General features: G+C 62.5%; 32 protein-coding genes. 20 read left to right on the top strand and 12 right to left on the bottom strand.

What is annotated here, in order from left to right; translation table 11 throughout:
- The first annotated feature begins 32 nt into the window (after nt 1-32).
- From P1M51_RS09360 to P1M51_RS09330, 7 genes are read left to right on the top strand one after another with little or no spacing between them, the layout of a single operon-like run.
- The gene (locus P1M51_RS09360) at nt 33-686 is read left to right on the top strand and encodes a plastocyanin/azurin family copper-binding protein (RefSeq protein WP_276247937.1); all 654 of its coding nucleotides are present in this window, start codon (nt 33-35) and stop codon (nt 684-686) included.
- Nucleotides 687-689: 3 nt separating this feature from the next.
- On the top strand, nt 690-1,088 hold the full coding sequence (locus tag P1M51_RS09355; protein ID WP_276247936.1) for a hypothetical protein: 399 nt from the start codon (nt 690-692) through the stop codon (nt 1,086-1,088).
- Between the two features lie 3 nt (nt 1,089-1,091).
- Nucleotides 1,092-1,955 carry a ubiquinol-cytochrome c reductase iron-sulfur subunit gene (locus tag P1M51_RS09350; RefSeq protein WP_276274414.1) on the top strand — a complete coding sequence of 288 codons (864 nt, stop codon included), beginning with the start codon at nt 1,092-1,094 and terminating at the stop codon, nt 1,953-1,955.
- 2 nt (nt 1,956-1,957) lie between these two features.
- On the top strand, nt 1,958-2,752 hold the full coding sequence (locus P1M51_RS09345; protein WP_276247934.1) for a cytochrome bc complex cytochrome b subunit: 795 nt from the start codon (nt 1,958-1,960) through the stop codon (nt 2,750-2,752).
- 4 nt (nt 2,753-2,756) lie between these two features.
- The gene (locus P1M51_RS09340) at nt 2,757-3,515 is read left to right on the top strand and encodes a cytochrome bc complex cytochrome b subunit (protein WP_276247933.1); all 759 of its coding nucleotides are present in this window, start codon (nt 2,757-2,759) and stop codon (nt 3,513-3,515) included.
- A gap of 23 nt (nt 3,516-3,538) precedes the next feature.
- On the top strand, nt 3,539-3,865 hold the full coding sequence (locus P1M51_RS09335; protein ID WP_276274413.1) for a hypothetical protein: 327 nt from the start codon (nt 3,539-3,541) through the stop codon (nt 3,863-3,865).
- A complete protein-coding gene (locus P1M51_RS09330) occupies nt 3,858-4,130 on the top strand; it encodes a hypothetical protein (RefSeq protein ID WP_276274412.1) in 273 nt (90 codons plus the stop codon). Before P1M51_RS09335 ends, P1M51_RS09330 begins: the two co-directional genes overlap by 8 nt.
- A 365-nt stretch (nt 4,131-4,495) precedes the next feature.
- Here the strand turns inward: P1M51_RS09330 and P1M51_RS09325 are convergent, their stop codons facing one another.
- The 3 genes from P1M51_RS09325 to P1M51_RS09315 all read right to left on the bottom strand — a co-directional run bounded on the left by P1M51_RS09325 (nt 4,496) and on the right by P1M51_RS09315 (nt 7,115).
- A complete protein-coding gene (locus P1M51_RS09325) occupies nt 4,496-4,936 on the bottom strand; it encodes a hypothetical protein (protein ID WP_276247930.1) in 441 nt (146 codons plus the stop codon).
- 40 nt (nt 4,937-4,976) lie between these two features.
- Nucleotides 4,977-5,714 (bottom strand): ATP-NAD kinase, encoded by a 738-nt coding sequence (locus P1M51_RS09320; protein ID WP_276274411.1) that lies wholly within the window; start codon nt 5,712-5,714, stop codon nt 4,977-4,979.
- Between the two features lie 96 nt (nt 5,715-5,810).
- A complete protein-coding gene (locus tag P1M51_RS09315; protein WP_276274410.1) occupies nt 5,811-7,115 on the bottom strand; it encodes a M28 family peptidase in 1,305 nt (434 codons plus the stop codon).
- Nucleotides 7,116-7,201: 86 nt separating this feature from the next.
- Between P1M51_RS09315 and P1M51_RS09310 the strand changes: the two genes are divergently transcribed.
- The 3 genes from P1M51_RS09310 (at nt 7,202) to P1M51_RS09300 (ending at nt 10,053) form a co-directional block, all read left to right on the top strand.
- Nucleotides 7,202-8,266: a polyprenyl synthetase family protein gene (locus P1M51_RS09310; protein ID WP_276274409.1), complete on the top strand. Its 1,065-nt coding sequence runs from the start codon at nt 7,202-7,204 to the stop codon at nt 8,264-8,266.
- 32 nt (nt 8,267-8,298) lie between these two features.
- Nucleotides 8,299-9,363: a M42 family metallopeptidase gene (locus P1M51_RS09305; RefSeq protein ID WP_276274408.1), complete on the top strand. Its 1,065-nt coding sequence runs from the start codon at nt 8,299-8,301 to the stop codon at nt 9,361-9,363.
- Nucleotides 9,364-9,453: 90 nt separating this feature from the next.
- Nucleotides 9,454-10,053 carry a plastocyanin/azurin family copper-binding protein gene (locus tag P1M51_RS09300; protein WP_276247925.1) on the top strand — a complete coding sequence of 200 codons (600 nt, stop codon included), beginning with the start codon at nt 9,454-9,456 and terminating at the stop codon, nt 10,051-10,053.
- Here the strand turns inward: P1M51_RS09300 and P1M51_RS09295 are convergent, their stop codons facing one another.
- A complete protein-coding gene (locus tag P1M51_RS09295) occupies nt 10,054-10,578 on the bottom strand; it encodes an SRPBCC family protein (RefSeq protein ID WP_276274407.1) in 525 nt (174 codons plus the stop codon).
- Nucleotides 10,579-10,657: 79 nt separating this feature from the next.
- On the opposite strand from P1M51_RS09295, the gene P1M51_RS09290 reads away from it, so the two are divergent.
- Entirely contained in the window at nt 10,658-11,410 is a 753-nt protein-coding gene (locus tag P1M51_RS09290; protein WP_276274406.1) for an FAD-dependent oxidoreductase, read from the top strand.
- A gap of 51 nt (nt 11,411-11,461) precedes the next feature.
- Nucleotides 11,462-12,616, top strand: coding sequence for a bifunctional phosphopantothenoylcysteine decarboxylase/phosphopantothenate--cysteine ligase CoaBC (coaBC, locus tag P1M51_RS09285; protein WP_276247922.1), 1,155 nt, complete (start codon nt 11,462-11,464; stop codon nt 12,614-12,616).
- On the opposite strand, the gene mnhG is transcribed toward coaBC, so the two are convergent.
- Genes mnhG through mbhE form a run of 7 tightly spaced genes read right to left on the bottom strand, consistent with a single transcriptional unit; the run spans nt 12,613 to nt 18,620 of the window.
- Nucleotides 12,613-12,954: a monovalent cation/H(+) antiporter subunit G gene (gene mnhG / locus P1M51_RS09280; protein WP_276274405.1), complete on the bottom strand. Its 342-nt coding sequence runs from the start codon at nt 12,952-12,954 to the stop codon at nt 12,613-12,615. The genes coaBC and mnhG overlap by 4 nt on opposite strands.
- Nucleotides 12,951-13,250, bottom strand: coding sequence for a monovalent cation/H+ antiporter complex subunit F (locus P1M51_RS09275; protein WP_276247920.1), 300 nt, complete (start codon nt 13,248-13,250; stop codon nt 12,951-12,953). Before P1M51_RS09275 ends, mnhG begins: the two co-directional genes overlap by 4 nt.
- Nucleotides 13,240-13,800: a Na+/H+ antiporter subunit E gene (locus tag P1M51_RS09270; RefSeq protein WP_276274404.1), complete on the bottom strand. Its 561-nt coding sequence runs from the start codon at nt 13,798-13,800 to the stop codon at nt 13,240-13,242. Before P1M51_RS09270 ends, P1M51_RS09275 begins: the two co-directional genes overlap by 11 nt.
- Nucleotides 13,797-15,368: a complex I subunit 5 family protein gene (locus P1M51_RS09265; protein ID WP_276274403.1), complete on the bottom strand. Its 1,572-nt coding sequence runs from the start codon at nt 15,366-15,368 to the stop codon at nt 13,797-13,799. Before P1M51_RS09265 ends, P1M51_RS09270 begins: the two co-directional genes overlap by 4 nt.
- Nucleotides 15,368-15,718, bottom strand: coding sequence for a sodium:proton antiporter (locus P1M51_RS09260; protein WP_276247917.1), 351 nt, complete (start codon nt 15,716-15,718; stop codon nt 15,368-15,370). Before P1M51_RS09260 ends, P1M51_RS09265 begins: the two co-directional genes overlap by 1 nt.
- Nucleotides 15,715-16,191 carry an MnhB domain-containing protein gene (locus P1M51_RS09255; protein ID WP_276274402.1) on the bottom strand — a complete coding sequence of 159 codons (477 nt, stop codon included), beginning with the start codon at nt 16,189-16,191 and terminating at the stop codon, nt 15,715-15,717. The genes P1M51_RS09260 and P1M51_RS09255 overlap by 4 nt, the downstream gene beginning before the upstream one ends.
- Nucleotides 16,188-18,620, bottom strand: coding sequence for a hydrogen gas-evolving membrane-bound hydrogenase subunit E (gene mbhE, locus P1M51_RS09250; RefSeq protein WP_276248489.1), 2,433 nt, complete (start codon nt 18,618-18,620; stop codon nt 16,188-16,190). Before mbhE ends, P1M51_RS09255 begins: the two co-directional genes overlap by 4 nt.
- A gap of 419 nt (nt 18,621-19,039) precedes the next feature.
- Between mbhE and P1M51_RS09245 the strand changes: the two genes are divergently transcribed.
- The 8 genes from P1M51_RS09245 (at nt 19,040) to P1M51_RS09210 (ending at nt 25,810) form a co-directional block, all read left to right on the top strand.
- On the top strand, nt 19,040-19,489 hold the full coding sequence (locus tag P1M51_RS09245) for a type IV pilin N-terminal domain-containing protein (protein ID WP_276274996.1): 450 nt from the start codon (nt 19,040-19,042) through the stop codon (nt 19,487-19,489).
- 236 nt (nt 19,490-19,725) lie between these two features.
- Nucleotides 19,726-20,202, top strand: a complete 477-nt coding sequence (locus tag P1M51_RS09240; RefSeq protein WP_276274401.1) for a type IV pilin N-terminal domain-containing protein — start codon at nt 19,726-19,728, stop codon at nt 20,200-20,202.
- Nucleotides 20,203-20,446: 244 nt separating this feature from the next.
- Complete coding sequence (locus P1M51_RS09235) at nt 20,447-20,890, top strand: type IV pilin N-terminal domain-containing protein (RefSeq protein ID WP_276274400.1); 444 nt, start codon at nt 20,447-20,449, stop codon at nt 20,888-20,890.
- 699 nt (nt 20,891-21,589) lie between these two features.
- Nucleotides 21,590-22,009: a hypothetical protein gene (locus tag P1M51_RS09230; RefSeq protein ID WP_276274399.1), complete on the top strand. Its 420-nt coding sequence runs from the start codon at nt 21,590-21,592 to the stop codon at nt 22,007-22,009.
- Between the two features lie 42 nt (nt 22,010-22,051).
- Nucleotides 22,052-22,555, top strand: coding sequence for a hypothetical protein (locus P1M51_RS09225; RefSeq protein ID WP_276274398.1), 504 nt, complete (start codon nt 22,052-22,054; stop codon nt 22,553-22,555).
- Nucleotides 22,552-24,447: a hypothetical protein gene (locus P1M51_RS09220; protein WP_276274397.1), complete on the top strand. Its 1,896-nt coding sequence runs from the start codon at nt 22,552-22,554 to the stop codon at nt 24,445-24,447. The genes P1M51_RS09225 and P1M51_RS09220 overlap by 4 nt, the downstream gene beginning before the upstream one ends.
- Nucleotides 24,448-24,484: 37 nt before the next feature.
- Nucleotides 24,485-25,054: a hypoxanthine/guanine phosphoribosyltransferase gene (hpt, locus tag P1M51_RS09215; protein ID WP_276274396.1), complete on the top strand. Its 570-nt coding sequence runs from the start codon at nt 24,485-24,487 to the stop codon at nt 25,052-25,054.
- Nucleotides 25,055-25,126: 72 nt separating this feature from the next.
- Nucleotides 25,127-25,810, top strand: a complete 684-nt coding sequence (locus tag P1M51_RS09210) for a type 1 glutamine amidotransferase domain-containing protein (protein ID WP_276274395.1) — start codon at nt 25,127-25,129, stop codon at nt 25,808-25,810.
- A gap of 58 nt (nt 25,811-25,868) precedes the next feature.
- Here P1M51_RS09210 and P1M51_RS09205 read toward each other — a convergent pair whose 3' ends face one another.
- Entirely contained in the window at nt 25,869-26,321 is a 453-nt protein-coding gene (locus P1M51_RS09205) for a GtrA family protein (protein WP_276274394.1), read from the bottom strand.
- Nucleotides 26,322-26,330 lie beyond the last annotated feature (9 nt).

Below are 26,330 nucleotides of genomic sequence, written 5' to 3'. Positions count from 1 at the left end.
TATACAAACCGGGTACTGAGTCCCAACCGTACATGAAGCGACGGGACTTTCTACTGACCGCCAGCGGTGTTGCAGGCGGTACCGCCGTCGTCGGCGCTGCCCCCGCTGTGGCCCAGGAGGAGCCCACATCCTCCAACAATAGCTCCTCTGGCGAGGGAACGACGACGCCAGGAGCGGGCAACAACAGCACGGACGGAGGCAGCGGCGGCGGTGGCGGCGGTGGCGGCTCGAAAACCGTCACCGTCGGCCCCGGTGGTGACCTCGTGTTCACCCCCGGCACCGACGAACCGCTCTACGCCTCGCCCGGGACGACCGTGACGTTCGTCTGGGAGTCGGACAACCACAACATCGTCGTCGACAGCCAACCCGACGGCGCGAACTGGGGAGGCCACGAACCACTCGAAAACTCGGGGTTCGAATACGAACATACCTTCGAGACGACCGGTACCTACGCGTACCACTGCCAGCCCCACCAGGCCTCCGGCATGGTCGGCGAAATCATCGTCAACGAGTCGGGTGCACCGCCAACGGGCGGTGAAGTCGAAATCGACGCAGAAGAGATGGGTGTGCCGATTCAGGCGCACTTCGTGGGTATCGCGACGATTCTGATGCTCGTCGTTTCGCTCATCTACACGTTCTTCCTGCTCAAATACGGCGAATCGCCACACGCGAAGGGAGGTAACTAACCCATGAGTTCATCAGAGAGCAGTTACGGTGACATCCACCGCTACGAACCAGCCCGCGAGAGCACCGCCGCAGCAATCGCAATCGTCCTGCTGACGGTCATCGAAGTCGCGTTCGTCGGCCTGTTCGTGTTTGGCTTGCTTACCGGCTGGTCGTCGGCAGACCAGACCGGGCTCGGGAGCATGTTCCTTGGGGGCGTGTTGTCGGTCATCTTCATCGACCTCGCGTTCATTCTCATGCTCTACCGCAAGGAGTTTCTCCCTGACGTCATGATTGTGAAGAAACGGCGTCGGAAGTGGGAGGACCTCTACATCAAAGAAGAGGACATGTATGGCTCCGGTTTCTCCGACGAAGGTCCGTGGGAGAGCATCAAACGCGCAGTCTATCCATACTACAAGAGGTAACCTATGCCAGTAGACGACGACAAATATCCAACTGAATCAGGCCGACGGCGCTTCGTCAAGGGCGTCGTCGGGAGTGCGACTCTCGCCAGCGTCGGAACCGGCGGGGTCGCGGCACTCAACTCGGCGACCGCGCCGACCGGTGCCGGTGGTGGTATCATACAGTATCTCGGCATCGAGAACACGGACGGCCCCGCGCCTCGTGGCATGCCGCAGATACCCATCGAAATCGACTCCGAAGGCTTCATCAAGGGAGTCTGGCCGGAGCCAGAGACGCGAACGGTGCAGGGTCGAGAAATCACGGTCGCGGAGATGGAACTTGGTGGGGAGACGTACTCCTCTGAGTGGTTCCAGTACTGCGGAGCCCAGTCACTGCCCGGCATCCAACCAGCGGCAGACCAGGACAACTTCTTCCGCTCGACGGGATCGCCCCCGTACGAGTGGCAATCGAGCACCTACTCTGGCGGCGACAAAATCCACATCGACGACTTCCAGGACTACGAATCGTGGGGCAATGGCATCGGTGCGAGCGGCCTCGGCAAACCGGCCATGGGGACGTGGCGCTCCGAGGGCGTCTCGCCCCAGGAGCAGATTCCGATTCAGGTACTCCGCAGCAAGCGCATCCTCGACAAAGTCGAGAGCGGCGAGGGCGAGTTCGCAGAGTGGCTGCGTGCCTCCACCGCCGAGGGCTTCATCGCCTGGCTCGACAAGTGTACGCACTTCTGCTGTGTGCCCGCGTTCAAGGCGTTCGGCGACAGTTCGAAGTTCGGCGCAGAGGACCGCGTGTACTGTCAGTGCCACCAGTCGGTGTACGACCCGTTCAGCACGATCAAGAAATCATTCGTGGCACTGCCACGCCCGGATAACTAACGATGAGTCTCGAACGTAAAGACGAAATGGACCACGGCGCGTGGATGCGCGAACGCGACCTGACGACGGTCGAGCAGACGTACCTCACGGTACTCATCTGGCTCGACCAGCGCCTGCGGCTCGTGGACTACCTGGAACTGCTCGAAGACCTGTACTACAAGGTCAACATGCAGATGCCAAAGTCCCACACCGAGCAGTACAATCTGGACAACAAATTCTGGTACTGGTACCCGCTGTACGCCCTCGGGAGTTTCTCGACGTTGGCGTACGTGGCCGCCGCGATAAGCGGCGCGCTGCTCGGGTTCTACTACGCCCCCGCGACGGCGGGCGACCCCTCGACGGCGTACAACTCCATCGTGTTCATCATGCAGGACCTGAACTTCGGGTTCATGCTGCGGTCGATTCACCGATGGTCCGCCCAGGTGATGGTGGCCGCCGTGTTCCTGCACATGCTCCGTGTCTACTTCACGGGCGCGTACAAGGAACCGCGTGAACTCAACTGGATTATCGGCATCATCCTCATCAGCCTGACGCTGGTGTTCGGGTACACCGGCTACCTCCTCCCGTGGGACCAGCTTGCCTTCTGGGCCGGCCAGATCGGTGTGGAGATGGCCCTGTCCATCCCGCTCGTCGGCGAGTGGGCCGCACAGCTCCTGTTCGGTGGGTTCACCCTCGGGCAGGCAACGCTCCAGCGAATGTACATCCTGCACGTCTTCCTGTTGCCGTTCGTGGTGACCGCGGTCATCGCGCTCCACATCGGCATCGTCTGGATGCAGGGTATCGCAGAGCCACACTAAGACCATGAGCGACAACAACGACACGGAAGTCAGAACCGACGGCACTGGCATCGTCCCGCCGGACGATGAGACGCCAACGTGGCTGGAGCGCAAACAGCGCACCGAGGGTCTCTCCCGGCTGACCTACGAATACTTCGAGCGCGCCCGCCGCGAGGACCAGGACCTGCGCATGGCGTCGAGTTACGTCGAACGCGACGTGCTCGGCTTCCCCGCGTGGCCCCACGAGATGATTCGGAACCTCTCGCTGGTCGCGTTCTTCAGCGGGATGTTGCTGTTCCTCTCGGCGACGCTCCCACCACACATCGGCCCGCCGGCCAACCCGAGTACCACGCCGGCGATTATCCTGCCCGACTGGTATCTCTACTGGTCGTTCGGGCTGCTGAAGCTCGGTCCGCTCAACCCTGACCTCGCCATCCTCGGTGGGACGAAGTTGATGGCAGACCGCACCTACGGTGTGGTCGCGAACCTGGTCGTGGTCGGAGTAATCGCCATCGTCCCGTTCCTGAACAAAGGCAGCGCACGCCGTCCCGTCGAGGAGCCCTTCTGGGCTGCCGTCGGTGTATTCGGCGTCGTGTTCGCGTTTACGGTGAGCGTCCTCTCCGTGAAGAACCTCGTCCCGATGGACGCGAACCTGCTGTTCGACCTGACGTTCCTCGTGCCGTTCGTCGCCGGCTTCATCACCTACGCGGTGTTGAAGGCCATGCGAGAGGGCTACATGTTCGAACTCAATCGCCGGTACTACCGCCTGCGGCCGCCGCGGTAACCCGGTTTTCTCACATTCTGTCAATGCCACCAACCGATGAGCCATCGCCGGAGTCAGCGTCCGAAGAGCGACGCGCACGGGACATCGAGGTCCCGATTCGCCTGTACAAGACCGTCACCGTGTTCTCGACGCTGTTCGCGGTACTCGCCGTCGTCGGGGGATTTCTCGTCCTCGACGTGGCGACGCAGCAGTCGTCGCTGTCGGCAGAGGAGGTGAACGTCCCCATCGCGCTCGCGGGTATCGGATTGATTGCACTCGGGGCCGTCGTCTACGCCTTCTCGACGCGGTTTCGCGCTCAGGGAATGGGAAAGTCTAAAGACGACGCCGACGAACCTGCAGATAATGGCTGACGAATTCGCGAAGGGGCTTGGCATCTTCACGGGTGCTGGCCTCCTCTGGATGGTGCTCGCAGGGTGGTACAACACGCCCCACTTCGAGGGTGCCCAACTTGTTGGACCAACCCCGGAGGAACTCGACCTGTACGGAACGATGGCCGTCTACCTCCGAGACGCGTTCTTCTGGTTCGCAATCCTCGGCGCGCTCACCTTCTGGGTCATCATCCCGGCAGTGAACCAGTATCGCGCCTCTCGCGCAGAGCGCGCGAAGGCAGATTAACACGGTCTTTCTCTCTTTGTGCTCGTCCGGTGAGCCATCGGCTCGTCGAGCGATGGGGACTGGTTCTGCAGCGCGGTGGCTCGTGATGGCGACTACGCGCACCACGTGGTCACGAGCGAGCTGCCGGACGCTCACAGTGGCTGTCTCACGGATCTCTTCTCACGAGGCAGACTCTCCTCGGCCACACGGCGAGTAGCTCAGACGGGCAGCCAGTATGGGGTTTGCGTCGAGTGGTGTGACGGGGGGAGCTGACGCTAGAGCGCTGTCTGCGGGAGGCAATCGGGAGCTACTCGTACCAACCGCGCCGTCGGAGTAACACAGCGCCGTCGCTCAGGGTAGTGAGAAACGAAAAAGCGGGTACCCGATTAGCCGACGATTGCTTGCCAGAACGGTTCGACGATGAAGAACAGCGTCTGGAAGGCGACGTACAGCAGCGCGAGGACGGACGCGGCAATCGCGCTCTTTGGCGTGTCGAGTGGGACTTCGCGGCGGGCTTCGACCAGCCGTGCCTCGAACTCGAAGAAGTCGCTCACGACCATCCCGAGGATGAGGACGCCGGAGACGAGGCCGGCGTAGGAATCGACGGTCAGGTAGTAGAACGTCGCGAGGATGAGCAGGAACGTCGTCGCGGTGTGTACCGTAGAGCGGGTGATGGACTCTGCGCCGCCCTCGTTGTTCTGTTTGACGTAGGAACGGTGTGCGAGAACCCGCGTCACCATGTTCGCCACCAGGAGCCCGAGCACGACGAACGGGATGATGGGAGCGAGGATGGTGTCAAGCGGACCAAACATCGCTAGGGTTTGCATACGCGTCATTCAGTCCGTTACCCATTAGAAGTTTTCCAATCTACCGGGCCGATGAGGCGGTCAGCGCGGGGCGGCTTTCTGTGACGACCGCGACCGGAAGCGTGCCGTTCGGGGCGATAGAAACCGTCGTCCCGGGCGGAACCACCATCTCACGGCGTGTATCGGCGAGTAATTCGACTTCTGCCTCGTCGCGCACCACCGAGAGCGAGAGGCCGGCCATCGGGAGCACCCACTGGTCCATGTCGATGGCGAACGGCGAGACGGGGACGACGCTCACCTGTTCGCCGGGTGCGAGCACCGACCCGCCCGCAGCGCGCGCGTAGCCGTGGCTGCCCGCGGGCGTGGCGACGACGACGCCGTCTGCGCGAAACGCCGCGACGCGCTCGCCGTGGCTGTCGATGGCGTACTCCGAGATACGGGCCGGTTCGGTCGTCACGAGCATCACGTCGCGCAGCGCGCACACAGTTCGCTCACCGACGGTGACTTCGAGCAGTGGAACGGGCTGGGTTTCGAACTCGCCAGTCACGAGTCGTTCGAGGGCGGCTGTCGCGTCTGTCCGGTCTACGGTCTGGACGCCTGGGGCCGCGTCTATCGGGAGAATGGGAACCGACCGCGACTCGGTGGCGAGTGCGAGCAGTTGGGCTTCCCCGACGGTCACGACTGCGTCCACCGCAGAGAGGGTATCTGGGGTCACGGAGACGGGGTCGCCGCCGGCTGCGGCGATGGCCTCGGCGAGCGTGTCGTCGACCGCCGGCTGTGTGAGCACGCCAATTTTCACACCGCCACCTCCAGACACGGACGCCTGCGACCAGTCATTGACTGAAATCACGCACCGGGCTGCCAAAAGACTGCGGGATTCGACAACGAATCGGACTCAGTACGGCCAGTCGCCGGTGAGTTTGAGGGCGGTGTCCAGATTCTCGGCTTCGAGGTCTGCTGCGATGGCCTCGGGGTCTCGGTGTGCGACGCTGAACTCGTCTGCCGCGAGGTGGACGGCGAGTTCGGTGAGGAGAATCGTGCTCTCGCGGAAATTTCGCACTTCGAGTTTGTCGAGTGAATCGGCGCGAGTGTGACCCCAGCCGCGGCCCGCTTCGCCTGTCTCCGAGGTGACGTGGTAGCCTGGCACGCCCCACTGGACGAACTCCCAGTGGTCAGAGTGTGGCCCGAGGCGCGGGGTCACGGTCATCGGGTGCTCGAATCGCTCGGAAATCGTGTTCACCGCTTCTTTCAGTTCGGGGAAGCCGTGGGTGTAGAACTTGAGGTCGCGCCCGCGGACGACGCCGTCGTTGTTGAGGATGGCTTTGATGTGGTCGTGGTCCATGCGCTCTGCGGCGTAACTCGCACCGACGAGGCCGACTTCCTCCGCGCCGAAGATGAGGAAGTGGACGCGGGTGTCGAGTTCGCCCTCGCGGGCTGCGAGCGTCCGGGCGAGTTCGACGGCCATCGCCGTGCCCGCGCCGTTGTCCATCGCGCCCTCACAGATGTCGTGGGCGTCGACGTGACTCGTGATGAGGATTGCCTCCTCGGTGTCCGGGCCGAGGTCTGCGTGGATGTTCTGACTCGTCGCCTCGTGGATGTCTGCCTCGACGGAGACGGTCACTTCCTCGCCGTCGAACCGGCGGGCGAGGCGTGCGCCGACCTCTTTCGAGACGCCGACGGCGGGAATCTCGCCGATGGGCGCGGCGTCCATGCCGACGCTGCCAGTCGGTGCGAGGCCGCCTTCGACGTGATTTCTAAAGACGAAGGCCGCCGCGCCGCCCTCGACGGCGTGGTAGTACTTCTCGCGACGGTGGGGGAACCGCTCATACCAACTCGGGACGTTCGTCGACACCATGACGACTTTCCCCTCGACGTCGGCGTCTTCGAAGTCCTCGGGGAGGCCGTAACCGAGGTCCACGAGTTCTGCGGTTTCCTCGCCGCTCGGGCTGCGTGGGAGGGCGATACACCGCTGGGTGGTGTCGCCGGCTTCGATGCTGCTCGACCCGCGCGTCCAGCCCTGAATCGGGAAGTCCTCGAGGTGGGCGTCGCGTGCGCCAGCGGCTTCGAGGGCGTCGCGCGTGGCTGTTGCAGCCTCGCGCTCGCCGACGCTGCCGGCCTGTCGGTTGCCGATGTCTACGAGCGTTTCCAGATGGTCCCAGCCGACGGTGCTGGTGAAGGTCTCGCCGATCCAGTCAGTCATACTGGTCATCACACAGCACAGGGCCATAGGGGCATCGGGTTCCCCTGGGAATAGAACTTTATTCCGCGACTGCCACTGACCACAGTATGCGGGATGTACTCGAGGAGTGGCGCCCGATTATCGACGACGAGATTGCCCGACACCTCCCCCGCGACGTAGACGAAGCCTACCTCGAGGAGTTCTTCGGCGAACCGACCTACCGCTACGACTCGGTCGCCCTCCAGCAGGCGCTTTCGACGCCGCTCTGGGAGCTGCTCGACCGCGGTGGCAAACGCTGGCGTGCGGTCATCTTCGTACTGCTCGTCCAGGCACTCGGCGAGGACCCGGAGCCGTACCTCCCCTACGCGGTGATTCCGGAGATTCTCCACAACGGGACCATCATCGTCGACGACGTCGAAGACGGCGCAACACTGCGCCGCGACGGGCCTGCCCTCCACCACGTCTATGGCGAAGACATCGCACTCAACGCGGGCAACGCGATGTACTTCCTGCCGCTGAAGATTCTCACCCACAATCCGGCCGACCTCGACGCCGAGCGACGACTCGCCGCCTACGAGATGCTGATGTACGAACTCAACCGCACGCATCTGGGTCAGGGGATGGACATTCACTGGCACAACGAACAGGAGATTCGCGTCGGCGAACCCGAGTATTTGGAGATGTGTGCGTGCAAGACGGGGTGTCTCGGGCGCATCGTCGCCCGCCTCGCGGCCATCGTGACGGGTCAGTCCGCCGAGGTCGAACGCCACCTCGCCGCCTACGCAGAGCGCATGAGTATCTCTTTCCAGATTGGCGACGACATCCTCGACGCCGAAAACGCCTTAGAAGACGGCGGCGACTTCGGCAAGGAGTTCGGCAACGACATCCGCGAAGGCAAGAAGACGCTGCTGGTGATTCACGCAGCGGAGACGGCAGACCCCGAAGCCGTCGCCCGCCTCGAAGAGATTCTCTGGGCCGAGGAGAACACCGAGGCGGAAATCGCCGAAGTGCTCGACATCTTCCTCGAAACGGGGAGCGTCGAGTACGCACGCGAACAGGCACTCGCGCTTTCTGAAGCCGCCCGCGAGGAACTGGCGAAGGTTGACGTAGACCCCGAGACGGGGCAGTTGCTCGCTGACTTCACCCGGTTCGTCGTCGAGCGAAACGTCTAGGCCTTATAGTCGGTCGGCCCTGACGAGTAGGCATGACCGCAACTCCGGATTTTCCGTTCGACTACCCGCTCCTGAAAGAACTCACCGAGGCCCACGGCGTGCCCGGCTACGAGGACGAGGTTCGTGACATCGTCCGTCGGGAATTCGAGGCGAGCGTCGACCGCATCCAGACCGACGCGATGGGCAACGTCGTCGGGACCATCGAAGGTGAGACGGACTACGAAGTCGTCGTCGCCGCGCACATGGACGAAATCGGATTCATCGTCCGCCACGTCACCGACGAGGGCTTCCTCCAGTTGGACGCCCTCGGTGGCTGGGACGCTTCCGTGCTCAAGGCCCAGCGCGTGGCCGTCCACACCGAGGACGGCGACCTGACGGGCGTCATCGGCTCTGTGCCGCCACACACGCTCACGGACGCCCAGAAGGAAAAGGAGGCGAAAGTCGAGGACGTGTACGTCGACCTCGGGCTCTCGGGCGAAGAGGCCGGCGAGCGCGTGAACGTCGGCGACCTCGTCTCGATGGAACAGACGACGACGGTGGTCGGCAACAACATCACGGGCAAAGCGCTCGACGACCGCGTCTGCCTGTTCGCGATGCTCGAAGCCGCCCGCCGCATCGAGAACCCCGCCGTGACGATCCACTTCGCGGCGACGGTCCAGGAAGAGGTCGGCCTGCGCGGGGCGACGGCCCTCGGCGTGGACTTAGACCCGGACCTCGCGCTCGCCATCGATGTGACCGTCGCGAACGACGTTCCCGGCTTCGAGCCCGGCGACTACGTCACGACGCTCGGCGAGGGTGCGGCTATCAAACTCAAAGATTCAAGCGTCATCACGAACCCGAAGGTCCACCGTCGCATGCGCCGCGTGGCCGAGGACGCAGACATCGACTTCCAGCTGGAAATCCTGCCCGCGGGCGGCACGGACACCGGTGGCCTACAGAACTCCCACGGTGCGAAGCCGGTCGGCGCGCTCTCGATTCCGACGCGCTATCTGCACACCGTCGCCGAGTGCGCCCACCACGGGGACGTCGCCGCGACCATCGACCTGCTTGTCGCATTCCTCGATTCGGAAACTGGCGACCACGACTACTCACTATAGACTGACTGTCCGTCGTTCCGCCCGGTCATTTATAAGGGATGGCGAACGCGAACCAAAGTATTGAGTACGGGCTGGTTCTTAGCCCCGCGCATGAGCAGTGACAAATCTGACAAGGCGGTGAGCCGTCGGGGCTTCCTGCAGGCCGCCGCAGGGTCCGCAGCGGTCGCCGGCGCTGCGGGGAACGCAAGCGCACAGGAAGAAGGCGGTTCCGGGAACAACAGTTCCTCGGGCGGTGGTGGTGGCGGTGGCGGCGGGAGCAAAGAGGTTGCCGTCGGCCCCGGTGGCGACCTCGTGTTCAGCCCCGGCACCGAAGAGCCACTCTACGCATCGCCCGGGACGACCGTGAAATTCGTCTGGGAATCGGACAACCACAACATCGTCGTCGACAGCCAGCCCGGCTCCAGCTGGGAGGGCCACGAATCGCTCGAAAACGAGGGCTTCGAGACGGAGTTCACCTTCGAGGAACTCGGCACCTACGCGTACCACTGCCAGCCACACAAGGCCTCCGGCATGGTCGGCGAAATCGTCATCAACGAGTCCGGTGCGGCCCCCGCAGGCGGTGGAGCGGTCTCACCGATTCCCGACAGCGCGAAGGCCATCGGCATCGCGACGACCATCGGCCTCTCTACGGTGCTCGGGTTCGTCTACTTCTTCATGAAGTACGGCGGCAACTACGAAATCGACGAGTGATCAGATAGCGTCGGGCGGTTGGTGAATCGTCAGTTCGACCTCGCGACGTCGGCCTTCGATGTCGGCGACGATTCGTTCGACGACGCGTTCTGCTTCTTTGAGGATGAGCGGTTTGACCTTTCTGACGACCCAGTCGAACGAGACGAATCTGGGCAGGTTGAGCGCGCCGACGTGGGCGGAGTGGGGGTCGTACTCGACGTAGAGCCAGACCCGGCAGGCGTGGTCTTCGCCATCGGGTGGGTCGATTTCGTCGATACGCCAGTAGCCCGTCGCCTCGATGTCTTTGACGATGTCCCACTGAATCTCGTTCGGTGGGTCCACCTCGGTCACCCGCGAGCGGGCGGTGTAGGAGAGTTTCCACCACGAAAATTGCAGGTCGTACTCCGTGCCCGGGGTGCCGTCGCCGTGTCGCCGGACGTCCTGAAGGTGCTTCGAGTAGCGGGTGTATCGCGGAAAGTCGATAAGAAAGTCGTAGACTTCCGCTGGAGGCAGGTAGACCACCGTGCTGACTTCGATTTCGTCCACACGCTCGATTCGGGTTGCGGGGCTATGAAGGTGTGCCCGAACACAGTCGTTTTTACCCCGACCCACGAAGTCTGTGGCAATGACCGAAGCACCCCGACACGACGTGCTCGTCGTCGGCGGTGGGGTCGCCGGCCTGACGGCAGGCATCTTCACCGCCCGCGCGAATCTGGACACGCTCGTCGTCAATCACGGCGAGTCGATTCTGAACCGCAATTCCCACCTCGAAAACGTCCCCGGCTTCCCGGCGGGCGTCAACTCACGGCTCTTTCTCGACATGACCCGCGCACAGGCCGCGCGAAACGGCTGTGTCTTCACCGACGAGCAAGTTCTCGCCGTAGAACGCGACGATGCAGGCTTCGTCGTGAACACCGACGAGGGCATCCTGAAGACGACGTACGTCATCGTCGCCTCGTGGCCGGACAGCACGTACCTCGACGGGCTCGACGTGGAACTCGACAAACGCGGGAGCAAGCAGTACGTCGGCGTAGACGAGAAGGGGCGCACCGACGAGGAGGGCTTGTACGCCGCCGGTCGCATCGCCGCCAAGTACCACCAGACGGTGGTCTCCGCTGGCCACGGCGCAGAGGTCGCGCTGACGCTCATCCACGACTCGGACGTGCCCTTTTACAACGACTGGGTGGCCCCGGAAGGCTACTTCACCGAGCGCGGCCGCGAGGTGCCACCCGGTTGTGAGGAGATCTCGGAAGACGAACGCGAGCGCCGCGAGCGCCAATCGCTCGAACTGATGCAGTCGTATTTCGAGGAGCCACACCCCGACGAACCGACGATGCATCCGAGCGTCGTCGCGAAGCGCCGCGAGACAGACGAGTAACCACCCGCGACAGTCCCACATTTTTACCCCCGGGTGACGGAGATACGAGCAATGCTACAGGGAGTGAACGTCGCGCTGGGCGTGACAGGGAGCATCGCGGCGGTCAAGACGGTGGAACTCGCCCACGAGTTGCGCAGGCAGGGCGCGAACGTTCGGGGGGTGATGACGGGCAGCGCACAGGGTATCATCCACCCGTGGTCGCTCGAATACGCCACCGACAACCCCGTGGTCACCGAAATCACGGGCGCGGTCGAACACGTCGAGTTGTGTGGCTACGATGGGTGGGCAGACGTGCTCCTCATCGCGCCCGCGACGGCCAACTCGGTGGGGAAAATCGCCCACGCCGTAGACGACACGCCCGTCACGACGTGCGCGACGACGGCCCTCGGTTCGGGCATTCCCGTCATCGTCGCCCCGGCCATGCACGAACCGATGTACGACCACCCGGGCGTCTTAGAAGCCATCGAGAAGGTCGAATCGTGGGGCGTCCACTTCGTCGCACCGCGCATAGCGGAGGGGAAGGCGAAAATCGCGAGCGAGGAAGCCATCGTCCTCGACGTCGCCCGGTACACGACCGACAGCCCCCTCGCTGGCAAGCACGTCGTCGTGACCAGTGGAGGCACGTCGGAGGCCGTCGACCCCGTGCGCGTCATCGCGAATCGTTCCTCAGGAAAGACCGGGCGGGCCGTCGCCCGCGCGCTGTTCGTCCTCGGGGCGGACGTGACGCTCGTCCACGACGGCCCGGACGTGCCCTACGCCGACGTCGAACAGGTCGAGTCGGCCGCGGAAATGCTCGACGCCGTCCGCGCGGTTGCGGGTAGTGCAGATGCGCTCGTCTCGGTGGCCGCCATCAGCGACTACACCGTCGAGTCGAGCGACGAGAAGATTCGCTCCCGCCAGGACGACCTCTCGCTCTCGCTCGTTCCCACGCCGAAACTCATCGACACCATCCGCGAGGAGTTCCCCGACCTCACCATCGTCGGCTTCAAAGCCGAATCGAACGGGGACGACGCCGCGCTCATCGAGAAGGCTCGCGAGATTCTCGCCCGCGCGGATCTCTCCTTCGTTGTCGCGAACGACGCGAGCGTGATGGGACAAGACGAGACGCGAGCGCTCATCGTCCGAGAGCACAGCGCACGCGTGTTCGAGGGGTCGAAACTCGACCTCGGAATGCGGGTCGCAGAAGAAGTGGCCGGCGAACGCTAGTTCTCTTCGTCGCCCGGCCAGGCGATGTCGTTTAAGAAGGGGATGCCCATCTTCTGGGCCGCCCGCGAAATCATGTGCGCACCTGTGGGTGCGGTCAGGAAGAGGAAGCCAATCCCGACGAGTGCGGTCAGTCCCTCCGCCCGCGGTCCGAAGTAGACGAACGTGGCGAGGAACAACGAAACCGCGCCGAGCGTGGACGCCTTACTCGTCGAGTGCATCCGGTTGTAGACGTTCGGCAGGCGAATCAGCCCCACCGTCCCGACGGTGAGGAAGAACGCGCCGACGGCCACGAGCGCGACGATGACGACGCCCTGCAGGGTGGAGATAGCGGCGGTCATTCTATGATATCCCCCTCCGTGACGTAGCGCGCCACGGCAATCGTGCTGATGAACCCGATGATGGCGAGCACCAGCGCCACGTCGATGAACAGGCCTTCTGCAGAGAGCAGTGCGAACAACACGGCGATGGCGACGACGTTCGTTCCGATAGTGTCAAGGGCGACGACGCGGTCTGGCGTCGTCGGTCCACGGATGACGCGGTAGCCCGCGAGCAGCGTGACGCCGCTTGCGACGATCAGGCCAGCCTGCAACGCGAGCGTGACGAAGCCGGGCACGGTCGCGGCCTCAGTTGCCATCTGGCTCACCTCCCAGTTTCGGGACGGGGTCGTCCGGGCTCAGTTCTTCGTCGAAGATGACCAGTGCGTAGTCCTCCCACGTCCGGATGGGTGCCACGATGGCCGCGGGGTCGCGGGCGTCGATGGCGTGGACGTAGAGGGCGTTTTTCTCCTCGTCGTAATCCATGGTGAGTGTCCCCGGTGTCAGGGTGATGCTGTTTGCGATGGTGGTGATGCCGAGGTCGGACGTGACGCGCAGGGGCACCTCTACGACGCCCGGGTGGATGGGCATCGACGGCGAGAGCACCCGATAGGCGACGTCCACGTTCGCCGTCACCAACTCGCGGACGAACACGAGCAGGTAGAGCAACGCGTACGGGACGGCCCGGGTGGCGCGACCCAGTTTCACGTCGTCGGCGTAAAACCGACGGAATGCGAACGCGATTGGGACGCCAAGCGCGAGACCGAGCAGGAACTCGCCGAGCAGCGCGACGGGTTCGAACAACGGTGCGCCGCGGACGAACAGCCAGAGGACGGCGAGTGCGACGCCGAGAACTGGCCAACGCTTCATTGGACCACCTCCGGCGCGACAGCCTCGACGTAGCCCGCCCGGTCTAAGGCGGCGCCCGCCGCGGCGTTCGCGGCGTCCATGACGGGGTCGAAGCCGATGCCGAGGACGACCACGCCAAGGGCGAGGGCGGCGACGGCAACGGTCAGTGTGCCCGAGGGCTGTTCGAGAATTTCGACCGGGTCGCCCCAGAAGCCGCGGTTCCACGCGCGAGAGAAGTAGGCGATGGTCAGGATTGCCCCGGCGAGCGCGACGGCGAGCGCGAGGTCAGCCCCGGCGCGTGCGGCCGTGTCGAACACCAGCAACTTCCCGAAGAAGCCCGTCAGCGGCGGGATGCCGATGAGGGCGAGCGCGCCGAGGAAGAAGCCACCCGAGAGGACGGGTGCGCGTTCGGTCAGGCCGCCGAGGTTCGCGAATTCGAGGGTGCCCGTCATGCGCTCTATCACACCGCTCGCGAGGAACAGGAGTGCCTTCGCGAAGCCGTGGTTGAGCGAGTAGATGAGCGCGGCGGCGATGCCGAGGGTGCGCACCTCGGGGACGGTCGCCGCCACCGCGAGTGGGAGCAGGATGAAGCCCACCTGGCCGATCGAGGAGTAGGCGAGCATCCCGTCTAAGGTTCTGCGACCGACTGCGCCGTAGCCGCCGAGCAGGATGCTCGCGGCGGCCATGATGAAGAACACCGGCCCGAAGAAGTCGAGGAACGCGGTCCCCGAGAGGCCGGGCAACGAGAGGCCTGCAGGCAGGGTGGCCGCGGCGAAGATGGTGAAGTAGAGTCGAATGATGGCGTACACGCCGACTTTCTTCACGACGCCTGCGAGCATCGCGGCGACCGGCGCGGGTGCGGCGCGATACGCGGCAGGCACCCAGAACTGGAACGGGGCAATCCCCGCCTTCAGCGCGAAGACGGTGAACAGAATCGCCGAGAGGCCGAGGACGGGTGCGGGGTCGATGCCGTAGGCCGTGTGGTCTGCGAGGCGACGCGCCATGTCTGCCATGTTCAGCGTGCCCGTCGTGGCGTAGAGGCCGCCGATGGCGAGCAACATGACCGCGCTGCCGAGCAGGTTGAGCACGACGTAGGTGAGCGCCGCACGGGTGTGTTGTTTCCCGCTGTAGAACGCGACGAGGACGTAACTCGACATGAGCATCACTTCGAACCAGACGAACAGGTTGAAGATGTCGCCCGTGAGGAACGACCCGGTCACGCCCACCATCATGAGGTGGTACAGTGGGTGATACGAGACGCGCTGGCCGTAATCGCTGATGAAGCGCACGGAGAAGGCGAGCGCGGCGAGGCTGACGAGCGCGGCGAGCCCCAGCATGAACACGGAGAGCGCGTCCGCGACGAGCGTGATACCGAACGGTGCAGCCCAGTCAGAAAGCTGGTAGACGATGACGCCGTCTGCGTCCGTCTGCACCGCGTTGTAGAGCACGCCGACGCCGACGAGGTAGCCAACGCCACCGACCAGGCTCAGGGCGCGCTGAATCGAGAGCGAACTGCGGGTGGCGAGCGTCAGGATGGCCGTCACGAGCGCGGTGAGCAGCGGCGCGATGACGAGGTGTGCAGGTTCCATCAGGTGTCACCTCCACGTTCGAGTTCGAACAGGTCGATGGTCCCGTGTTCCTGGTGGACGCGATACGTGAGCACCAGTGCGAACGCCGTCGTCCCGAAGCCGATGACGATGGCCGTGAGGACGAGTGCCTGGACGAGCGGGTCGGTCACGCCCGAGAGGTCGCCGTGGGCACCGTGGGCGAGAATCGGGACCGACCCCGAGAGCCCGCCCATGGTGACGAGGTAGACGTTCGCAGACTGGCTGATGATGGTCACGCCCCAGACGACGCGGACGATGTCGCGTCGCAGGACGAGGAACGTCCCGAGGGCGAACAGCAGTCCGAGGACGGCGGCGAGGACAAACTGCGTCATTCTGCCCCCACCACCCCGAGAATCGTGAGCAGTGCACCGACCACGACGAAGTAGACGCCGAGGTCGAACACGAGCGCCGAGGCGAGTTCGATTTCATGGTAGATTGGAACGTCGTAGACGAACAGGACCGCCTGCGTGAGGAACGGGAAGCCGACCGTCATGGCGACGATGCCGCTGCCCGCCGCGAGGATGAGCCCCGTGGCGAACATCCCGCGATAGTCTTCGACGATGCGCGGCTGGATAACGTCGAGCGAACTTTCTGGCCGGCGATGCAGGAGTTCTTCTTCGAGGTAGGAAAGCCCGAAGATGATGTAGATGAGGGCGAACGCTGCCACCGTGAGGACGCCGGCGATGAAGCCGCCGCCCGGCAGGTTGTGGCCCTGTAAGAGCAGCGCGATGGCTAGAAGCAAGATGAGCGGGACGACGATGCGGGTGACCGTCCGCGAAATGACGGTCGTGTCCTTGTCCGTCATCCGCGCTCACCTCGTCCACGCATGGCGATGAGTGTGAGCACCGACAGCGCAGCCATCGCAACCACCGCGATTTCTCCCATCGTGTCGAACGCTCGGAAGTCCACGAGGATGACGTTCACGATGTTGCCCCCGCCACCGTAATCGACGAGGAGCGGGCCGTGTTCCTCGGGGATACCCGCGCGTTCGATGAAGTAGGTGTAGATTGGGTCGTCCGGCGTCGCGGCCGTCGAGAGCAGGACGGTGAGGAACACCGTCGCGCCGACGACAGCCGAGAGGACGGCGTCGCGTGCCGCCACCGCTCGCCGTGCCGTGCCGTAGTAGGCCGGCAGTTTGTCGAGGACGAGCAGGAAGATGACGAGCACGAGCGTCTCGATGACCAACTGCGTCAGGGCGAGGTCGGGTGCGTTCGCGAGCACGAAGAACACCGCGACCATGAACCCGAGAATCGAGAGCGTGAGTACGCCCGCGATGTGCGAGGGGGCGATGCTCACGGCGACTGCGCCGACGACGGCGACGAGCAACACGAGCACGATTGGGATGCCGAGGCCGATGCCCGTAAACGCGGGCAGGGCGGCCCCTGCCGCGAGGTACGCGCTGAGTGCGAGCACGCTCACGGCCGCGAGCGCCCACGTGACGTAGGTGCGGACGAGGCCGGTCTGAACCTGTGGCATCGAGAGCTGTGAGGCGCTCGTGAGGCCGTAGACCGCGTTGTCGTAGTACCAGTTTGCACGGAGATACTTCACGTCGGTAAGCGCGTTCACGCCCGCGTGAAGGCGGTCGTAGAACGGCCACGCCACCGCGCCGACGGCGATTGTGATGGCGCTCATGATGACCGCCGGCTTGAGTTTCGTCGGCAGACCAATCGTCATGTGGTGGACTTCCTCACCCGGGCCGTGGGCGGGAATCGCGCTCTCGAACACCGACTGGACGATGGTGTCGATGGCCGTCTGCGGACTGATGGAGATGACCAGCGCGATGCCGGCCAGCAAGAGCGGCGGCGCGAGCATCGTCCACGGTGGCGAGTGGACCTCCCCCAGGCCGTCCGGTTTGTCGCCGAAGAACAGCGAGAGGAACTTGATGGAGTAGAGGAAGGTGAAGATACTCCCGAAGACGGCGACGGCGGGGAACACCCACCAGAGGCCGCCCGCGTGCGCGGCGACTTCGTAGGCCGCCTCGAACAGGAGTTCTTTGGAGTAGAAGCCGTTGAACGGCGGGAAGCCGGCCATGCCGAGCGCCGCGACGGCCGTGATGCCCGCCACGATTGGCAGGTCCTTTCTGAGCCCGCCGAGGTCGGAGATGAGTCGCGTGCCCGCCTCGTGGGCGATGATACCGGCGACGAGGAACAGCGCGGCCTTGAACACCGCGTGGTTCAGGATGTGGAACGCGCCGGTCTCCGCGCCGAGTTCGTTCGCGAAGCCGAAGCCGGCGATGATGAGGCCGAGATGTGACGCCGTCGAGTAGGCGAGGAGTTCCTTGATGTCGGTCGCCCCTACCGCGAGGAGGGCGGCGACGGTCATCGTGATGAGGCCCAGCGTGGCGAAGATGAGCATCCACTCGTCGCCGACGAGGAGTGGGCGAAAGCGTCCGACGAGGTAGACGCCTGCCTTGACCATCGTCGCGGAGTGGAGGAACGCCGAAACGGGCGTCGGCGCTTCCATCGCGTTTGGCAGCCAGATGTGGAGTGGCACCTGCGCGGATTTTGCCGCCGCGCCCACGCCGATGAGGGCGATGACGGGCACGAGCAGGCCAGACGAACGCAGGGCTTCGTTCATAGCGTCTGCGTTCTCAATCATCGCGCCCTCGGTGCCGACGAGGGTGAACGTGGCCTCGCCGATGGCTCCCGCCGAGAGGGCGTGCAGGAGCAGGAAGCCGATGAGCATGAACAGGCCGCCAGCGACGGTGATGATCATCGACTTGCGGGCTGCGTACTGCGAACTGCGTTTGCGCTGGTAGTGCCCGATGAGCATGAACGACGAGATGCTTGTCAGTTCCCAGAAGACGAACAGCGCGATGAGGTCAGCGGCGAAGGCGACGCCGAGCATCGACCCCATGAACGCGAGCAGTGAGGCGTAGTACTTTGCCTGGCCCGGTTCGCCGTGCATGTACCCACCGGAGTAGGTGAGAATCAGCACGCCCACGCCGCTCGCGAGGAAGCCGATGAGCAGCGAGAGGCCGTCCACGTACAGCGTGAGCGAGACGCCGAGTTCAGGTATCCAGGGGATGGTCACCGCACCCACGCGGCCGTACTGCGTGGCGACGAGCGCGAAACAGAACAGCGCGATTGCCGCGGCGTAGTAGGCCGTGCGCTCGCCGAGGGCGCGGTACACCACCGGGACGAGTGCCGCGCCGATGAATGGCAGCGCGAGCACCGCGAGCAACGCTTGTGTGTCCGGGGCAGGCGCTGACGTCGCGGCGACGACCCCGGACAAGGGGCCGGAGCCAAGGAGCGAGAGGAGCTCGCGAGCGCCAGACGCCTGCAGGAGTGACAGCGTCTGTGGTAGCACAACTGTCTCTCACCAGTAAATCAACTTAACCGTTCTCAATGCGCGCCGTGAGCGCGTCTCCGCGTGATTTTCCGATTTCCCAAACTCTCCCCCCATCCTTGCCGGAACATACCCACGAAATCCGGACGGTCCTGGGTAAGCGCACATTTCCAGTCGTTAGTCTATAATTAATGTCAACAGAAACATTTAAGATACTTGAATACATTACTAAGGGTGAACACTCTGGTCTGAACTGGAGAGGGGGGAAGGGGATTTGCCAACAAATCTTCGACCAGCTTCAGGTTAACTGGGCGCGGGAATTCGGCCCCGCCACACGAGGTCAGCGTGTCTTTGAGGTAAACACAATGCACTTAAAACAACTCTTTACAGAAGAGGACGCAGTCTCGCCCGTGATCGGCGTTATCTTAATGGTCGCCATCACGGTCATCCTCGCAGCAGTCATCGGTACCTTCGTTCTCGGGCTGGGCGACCAGGTGGGGAAGACGGCTCCGCAGGCGAGCTTCAGTTTCAGCTACGATTCGGGAGCAGATACGCTCACCATTACGCACGAATCTGGTGACAAAATTAAGGCAGCAAACCTTCAAGTCAAAGTAGGAAACACTGCTGCACAAACCTGGCCAGACGATGGTGACTCGTTCGTTACTGCTGGTGATTCAATCACGGTCGGACCTTCCGGCACTCCAGCCCCTGACATCACTCAGACTGTTGGCTCAGGCGACACCGTCCGCGTGCTCTACAACGCCGGCTCTGGTGACAGCTCGACCCTCCAGAAGTGGGTTGGCCCAGACGCATAATCACGCGGTAAAGTTTTCCGAACAGATTTTTGAGAGTCGTAATTATACATACTGAGCGTGAGCCGTCAGACTCGTGTCTGACAGTCGTACAGTGTTTTGTTCTAATTTTTTCGGCGTAGATTTATATCCTGTCAGTGAGAAAAGGGAATTAGCACGCTCAAAGGGGTAAGGCGACACGTGTGTCGAATCGTTAGCTCGGTGCCACGCCCTATCAGAGCGTGCATGGAAACAAAACCATGCAACTCAAACAACTCTTCACAGAGGAAGACGCGGTATCGCCCGTAATCGGCGTCATCCTGATGGTCGCCATCACGGTGATTCTGGCCGCCGTCATCGGCACGTTCGTGCTGGGACTCGGCGACCAGGTCGGGAATACGGCTCCACAGGCCAGCTTCGAATTCGATTATACTGATGATACAAACGCAGATACACTCGCGATTACTCACTCAAGCGGAGATAAAATTAAGGGTGCTGACCTCACCGTGAAGTGGTCTGGTGCGTCCGGAGACGGTGACGCAAGTGGTAGTGCAGTTTGGGGACCAAGCGGAATGGGTGGGGACACAGATGTGTCGGCAGGGTCATCTGTGACACTCAAGGCAGCTACGACCTCTGGTACTACCCTTGACCTCTCAAAAGCAACTGTCCGTGTGGTCTGGCAGTCGGGCAACTCCGACTCCTCGACGCTCCAGAAGTGGACCGGCCCAGACGCCTAATTCGGTAACACGTTTTTTATCTCACTTTGCCCTTATTGTCAGACTAAAATCAATAGAATTCATAATTTATGAAAATACTGAATACCTTTATTACAAGACACTCTAAATGAGTAACTAGCACGCTCAAATCTGGGTACATCGACGGGCAAACGTCGGGCACGTCTGTTGAGCGGAGGCAAATATGTCTGATTTGTCGCTATGACAAATCATTGGAATTGCCATTGGGCGTGCATGGAACCATACCATGCAACTCAAACAACTCTTTACGGAGGAAGACGCGGTATCGCCCGTGATTGGCGTCATCTTGATGGTCGCCATCACGGTCATCCTCGCAGCAGTGATTGGAACGTTCGTCCTTGGTCTCGGGGACCAGGTAGGGAACACTGCACCACAGGCACAGTTCAGCTTCGACTACGATGAAGGCGCTACCAGTTTGGACATCACCCACGAATCAGGAGACAAGATTAAAGGTTCAAATCTTAATGTGAAATCCAGTGCAGGATTTGAACAAACCTGGGATAACTTTAACAGTGGTACTACATTTGTTACTGCTGGTTCATCCATTACGGTAGATTCTACCACAGGAAATGGTGGTGCAGTGGACCCCGGCGATACTATTCGACTAATCTTCGACGATGGTTCGGGGGATACTTCTACCATTCAGACCTGGGACGGCCCAGAAGCGTAATCCAATAACCAAATTTTCGCTTTTTATCGACGTGACATATTCTTCGAGAGCCATCGGTCCTGCAACTCCAAATCTCCACACTCAGATTTTCCACAATCGGGTTCAAACCCCGGAAGAGTACTGTTAATGACCCCGAAAGGGCGAGTGTGGCAAACCGATTGTGGAAAGTGCTTCACAAAGCAACGAGTACCTGAATTGCGCGAGAGCGCTCCAAACATCGAAATTCTACGCTTCTAGCCAAACCAAGACTCTCAAAAACACACCCAATTTCCTCCTCGATTTCCACCACAAACCAAAACCGCAAGACAGCAACCGATTGTGGAGATTCTCTACGCCCAACACACCCAAAATGACGCGAAATCAGCCCACAATCGGGTGTTTTCCACACGCAAATTCTGGGCGTTCAGGCTTTGAAACGCCTGAATTCTAGCTTTCGCGTTCCGCAGAACGCCAATTCACCCGCAAACACCCCAGTTTCCACACTCAGATTCTATCGTCCACACACCCGTCTCTTCCGGGGATTCGGGCCAATTGTGAAGATTCCACCTCGAACCGAATCTCAGTCCTCACCCACCCGAATGACAACATTCACAACACTCATTCAAGCCAACTATTTTATCTCCTAGTACCGCCTTAACTCGAGTAGGCTAGGGATGGGGTAGACGGTTCGCGTCTTCGCTGTTGTGGCCGGGGTGAACCATGATTTGGGGTGTCCGAGTTCGAGATTTAATTAACAGTCCGCAGGGTCGCAACGCGCTCATCGTAGCCGTGGCGCTCCTGTTGCTCGTTCCCCTTTCTGTTGGCTTCCTCGGGTTCGCCGAGATCACGGAGTCGCCGAAACCCGCGCCGTCAGTGGCTCTCAGCTTTGAGTACGACAAAAGCACCGAGACGCTCACTGTCGTTCACGAATCGGGCGATTCGCTCGCGGGCGATAGAATCTGGTTCCGGACGGCGAACGGTCGGTATCTCGGTGAGTGGGAAGGCCCCATCAACGCCGGGGACACGCTTCGACTCGAGGGCGTACCGCCCGAGGCCACCGTCCAGGTGATGTGGCACGCGCCAAAGAGAAACGTCGACATCATCATCACCGAGTGGCACGGCCCGAATGCGAAGGTCTGAGAGCGGTGGTATTTATGGGCTATCCGTTAGTTTTCGAGAACGATGGAACCGGAACGAGTAGTCGCGTCCGCGACCGTTCTCGTGTTGTTGGTCGTGACCGTACTCTCCGGCCCGCTCGTCGGGGCGATTGACCTTACGCCCGCGCCCGAGGAATCGACGCCCGAAGCGCCGATTGGTTCGGGAGCGGTGGATGTGACTGTGCACTCGATTCCCACCGACGGGGTCGCACTCGTTCGCGGTCAGTACGGCGCTGAGTCGTTCTATCTTCGCGTTCCCGATGCACAGATTCGAGTGAATGCGGTCACGGGCCAGCCGATGGTCGTCTACAAGGTACGGATTCCCGACCTCGGGTACACCCACGGGACGACGCTGTTCTTGAGCCCGGAGGACACGGGGAACAAATCAATCGCGCTTCAGCAGAAGGCGCTCGCACCGGGACGGGTGACCGCAGACGAGTACGACGCTGAACTCATTGTCTTGGTTCGGGCCGGCGGCGAGGAGCGCGAACTGGCGCGACAGCCGGTCACTGTCGAGGTGCGCAGATGACCGACCGGACGGACGAATCCCTCGTCCACAAAAGCAAACGAGTCGGACGGCTCATCTTCCGCGACCGCTGGGGCCTGCTCCTGTTCGTCGTCGCCCTCTGGTTTTTCATTGGCTACTGGCGCATCGGTATCTTCATCAGTGATACGTGGACGGTGGTGAACGCCTTCGTCGCCGTCTCCGAGGGGCACCTCTGGCTCGAGAGCTTCCCGTACGGTCCCGGCCCGGACACGCCTGGGATGGTGCTCCTTGACGGCAAACTCTACGGCCGCAACTACGGCCAGATTTTCATGTCGTTGCCCGTCCTCTGGGTGCTGCAAGCCGTCTCCGTCGTCGCCGACCCGCGCATTGCCATCGTCGCCGGTTGGAGTGGTCTCACCCTCGTAGGATTCTATCTCGCGGGTGGATTGACCGGACGGCGCACGCAGTTCACCCTCGTCGGCAGCGGTCTCGCACTCCTCCTGTTCGCGGGAAACGTCGCCCTCGCCGGCCCGCTCGACCCGGTGTGGATGCACCAGGCTGCACTCCAGGTCACGGCAATGGTCGCCGCGGCACTCGTCGGCGTCGTGCTCTATCGGTTGCTCACCGAGTTGTACGACCGACGCGTCGGGCTGGTCACGGGTGCGTTCGCGGTGCTCGCGACGCCGGTCGGGTTCTGGGCGTCGATTCCCAAACGTCACGTGTTCACGACGTTGTTCGCGGTCGGGACGCTCTATTGCTTCTACCGGAGTCGTGAGGGGGATCTCCGAATGCGGGCGCTTGCGTACGTCTTCGTTGGATTGACGGCCTCCATTCAGGGGCTCGAAGCGCTCGTGTTGCTCCTCGCGCTCGGTATCGTCGACCTTCTCACTGCACCGACGAACGACATCCGAACGCTTTCGGTCCTTGGACTCGCGCTCTTCCTCTCGTCGATTCCATTCTTCGCGACGAACTTCCTCATCTCAGGCAATCCGTTCGAACCGCCGCTTCTGTTGCCTCAGTACGACGGTGGCCCGATTCCCGACTCTGGAACGTCGGGTGGAGGGGCGGGCGGTGGAGGGGGTGGCGGTGGTAACGGTGGAGGCGGTAGTTCGGGAGGAAATAGTCCAAGTGGTCTGTGGGTGCTCATCCAGTCGCTGCTCGCCTCACTCAATGGGAAAGTTGCGCTTTTCACGCAAATGGCCACCCGGGGTATCGACACAGCCCTCAACTCTCCTGAACGGTTGTTCCAGACCTACGTTCGACAGGGCTACTACGTGCGCGGTATCGAGATGGACGGCAACGAAGCCATCAACCTCTCGATTCTCGAATCCGCGCCACTGCTCGGCGCACTCACCGCGTTTCCGGTGTATGGTGTCCAGCGACTCCGGTCGAAGAATCGCGTCGCGTCGTGGCTGTCCTCACCTGCAGGGGCGACTGACGTGTTCGTTTTCGTGTACTGCCTGGGCCTCACGGCCGTGTATCTCCCGAACCTCCCGCTTCATGCAACCATCACGGTTCGCTATCTCCTCCCCGTCTTCCCGTTCCTCCTCTACGCGGTGATGCGCCTCCCCTCGGTTCCTCGTGGCGTCGAGAACGAGTTTGCGACGCTCGCGTGGGCCTACACCGCGACGATACTCGTCGGTGGGCAATTGCTCGTCCTCCTCCTGCTCGTCCAGCGGCCCGCGCTCGGCGAGGCGGTGCAGCTGCACGCACTGCTTGGCATCGGGGTCGGACTCGCCTTCGGGCTGTGGGCCGTCTGGCGTCTTTTCACCGACCGCGGCGACCGACTGGGAGCCGCGCTGTTCGGCCTCACCGCTGGTGTCGGGACGCTGTTTCTCCTACTCTCGGGTATCGAATACTTCGCCTACGCCGGGGATTTCGCACTCCCATTTGTCGGGTGGCTTGCGGAGAAACTCCCGTTGCTGGCCGGATAATCGTCAGTTTTTACCGGGGGGTTGTACTACCCACGACATGGACCAGTTGAAGCAGTCTCTGCTTGAGGCCCCTATCATCGAGAAAAACGGGTATCAGTACTTCGTCCACCCAATCAGCGACGGCGTTCCGATGTTGGAGCCGAGTCTGCTCCGTGAGATCGTCATCAAGATCATCCGCAAGGTGAGCTTAGAGGACGTAGACAAGATCGTCACGCCCGCGGCGATGGGCATCCACATCTCCACTGCCGTCTCCCTGATGACGGACATCCCGCTCGTCGTCGTCCGCAAGCGCCAGTACGGCCTCGAAGGCGAGATGGCGCTCTCGCAGGTCACGGGCTACTCCGAGAACGAGATGTACATCAACGACGTCGACGAGGGTGACCGGGTCCTCCTGCTCGACGACGTGCTCTCGACGGGCGGCACGCTCAAGGCGCTCACGGGCGCACTCGAAGAGATTGGCGCGGATGTCGTGGACGTCGTCGCGGTCATCAAGAAGGTCGGCGGCGAGAACAAAATCGAGGGGACGGGCTACAACGTCAAGACGCTCATCAACGTGGACGTCCGGGACGGTAAAGTCGTCATCGTGGACGAACACGGCGACAACTAACCGTCAGATTAGGCGGTCAGTTTCTCTCCGGGCGTGGCGCTTATGCGCCACGGGCCAATATCCTGGGCTACAATGCCATCAGCACTGTTTGTCGTCAGCGAATCCGGGTATTGGGGCGAAGAATGCATCGAACCGCTCACCCAACTCAGCGACGCGGGCGTCGACGTGACGGTGGCTACACCGTCCGGGTCACCGCCCGTCATCGACGAGCGGTCGGTAGACCCTGATGACATCGGCGAGGAGCAGGCTGAACACATCATGGACATCCACGAGAACGACGAGCGACTCAACAATCCGATTCCGGTCGCCCAAGCCGACGCGAGCGACTACGAGGCCGTCGTCTTCCCCGGCGGCCACGGCACGGTGTGGGACATCAACCAAGATGTCCACGCACGCACGCTCCTGCGCGACGCCGTCGAGGGGTCGGGCACGGCGCTCGTCATCTGCCACGCGGTAGGCATCCTCGCGTTTACCCGCGACAGCGACGACGGCTTCCTCGTGGAGGGGCGCGACGTCACCGGCTTCCCGAACGCGTGGGAACAAGACATCGTCGACGACGATGATGTGCTCCCCGACGGGACGAAACTGCCCTACTGGGTCGAAGACGAGGTCGTCGCCGCGGGCGGCAACTGGGATGCAGAACTCGATTCGGACACCAGCGTGACTGTCGACGGCGACCTCGTCACGGCGCGTGGGCCGGGCTCCTCGGCCGCAGCCGCAGAGACGCTGCTCGACGAATTGAGCATCGAGCAATAATCAGGCGACTTCAGTCGATTCAGACGATTAGTTTTCTGTTTTCGTAGTAGTCAATCAGTCACTCGTTTTCGTGGACGCGCCAGGTCACGAGGCTCTCTGAGGCGTAGTTAAAGAGGAACGCGACACCGATGCCGACGTTGTTGGCGATGGGGTACCAGACGCCGAACTCACCGTTTAACACCAGCAGGACGGCCCACGCGATGGCGACGCCGCCGACGCGCACGAGGTTGGATTTCAGGAAGCGTTTTACTAACTCGCCGGGACTCGACTCACCCCACCGCGAGAACGTCCAGTTCTCGTTTACGAGGAACATCACGACGATGGCCGTCTCTGCGCTGCCCACCTTCGCTATCCAGAGGGGGATTTCGAGCAGGCCGTGGAGGACGAACAGCGCGGCGTTGTCGAACAGGAGGCCGACGATGCCGACGGAGAGAAACTGCCCGAAACGCACTCCTGAAAGCAGCGACTGGACGAGGTTCCAGAGCGTCCCGCGCTCGTCTGGCTGACTCACTGCGTCCCC

The sequence above is a fragment of the Haladaptatus sp. QDMS2 genome, from assembly GCF_029338295.1.
Classification (GTDB): domain Archaea; phylum Halobacteriota; class Halobacteria; order Halobacteriales; family Halococcaceae; genus QDMS2.
This window is presented reverse-complemented; position numbering and strand designations above follow the sequence as displayed.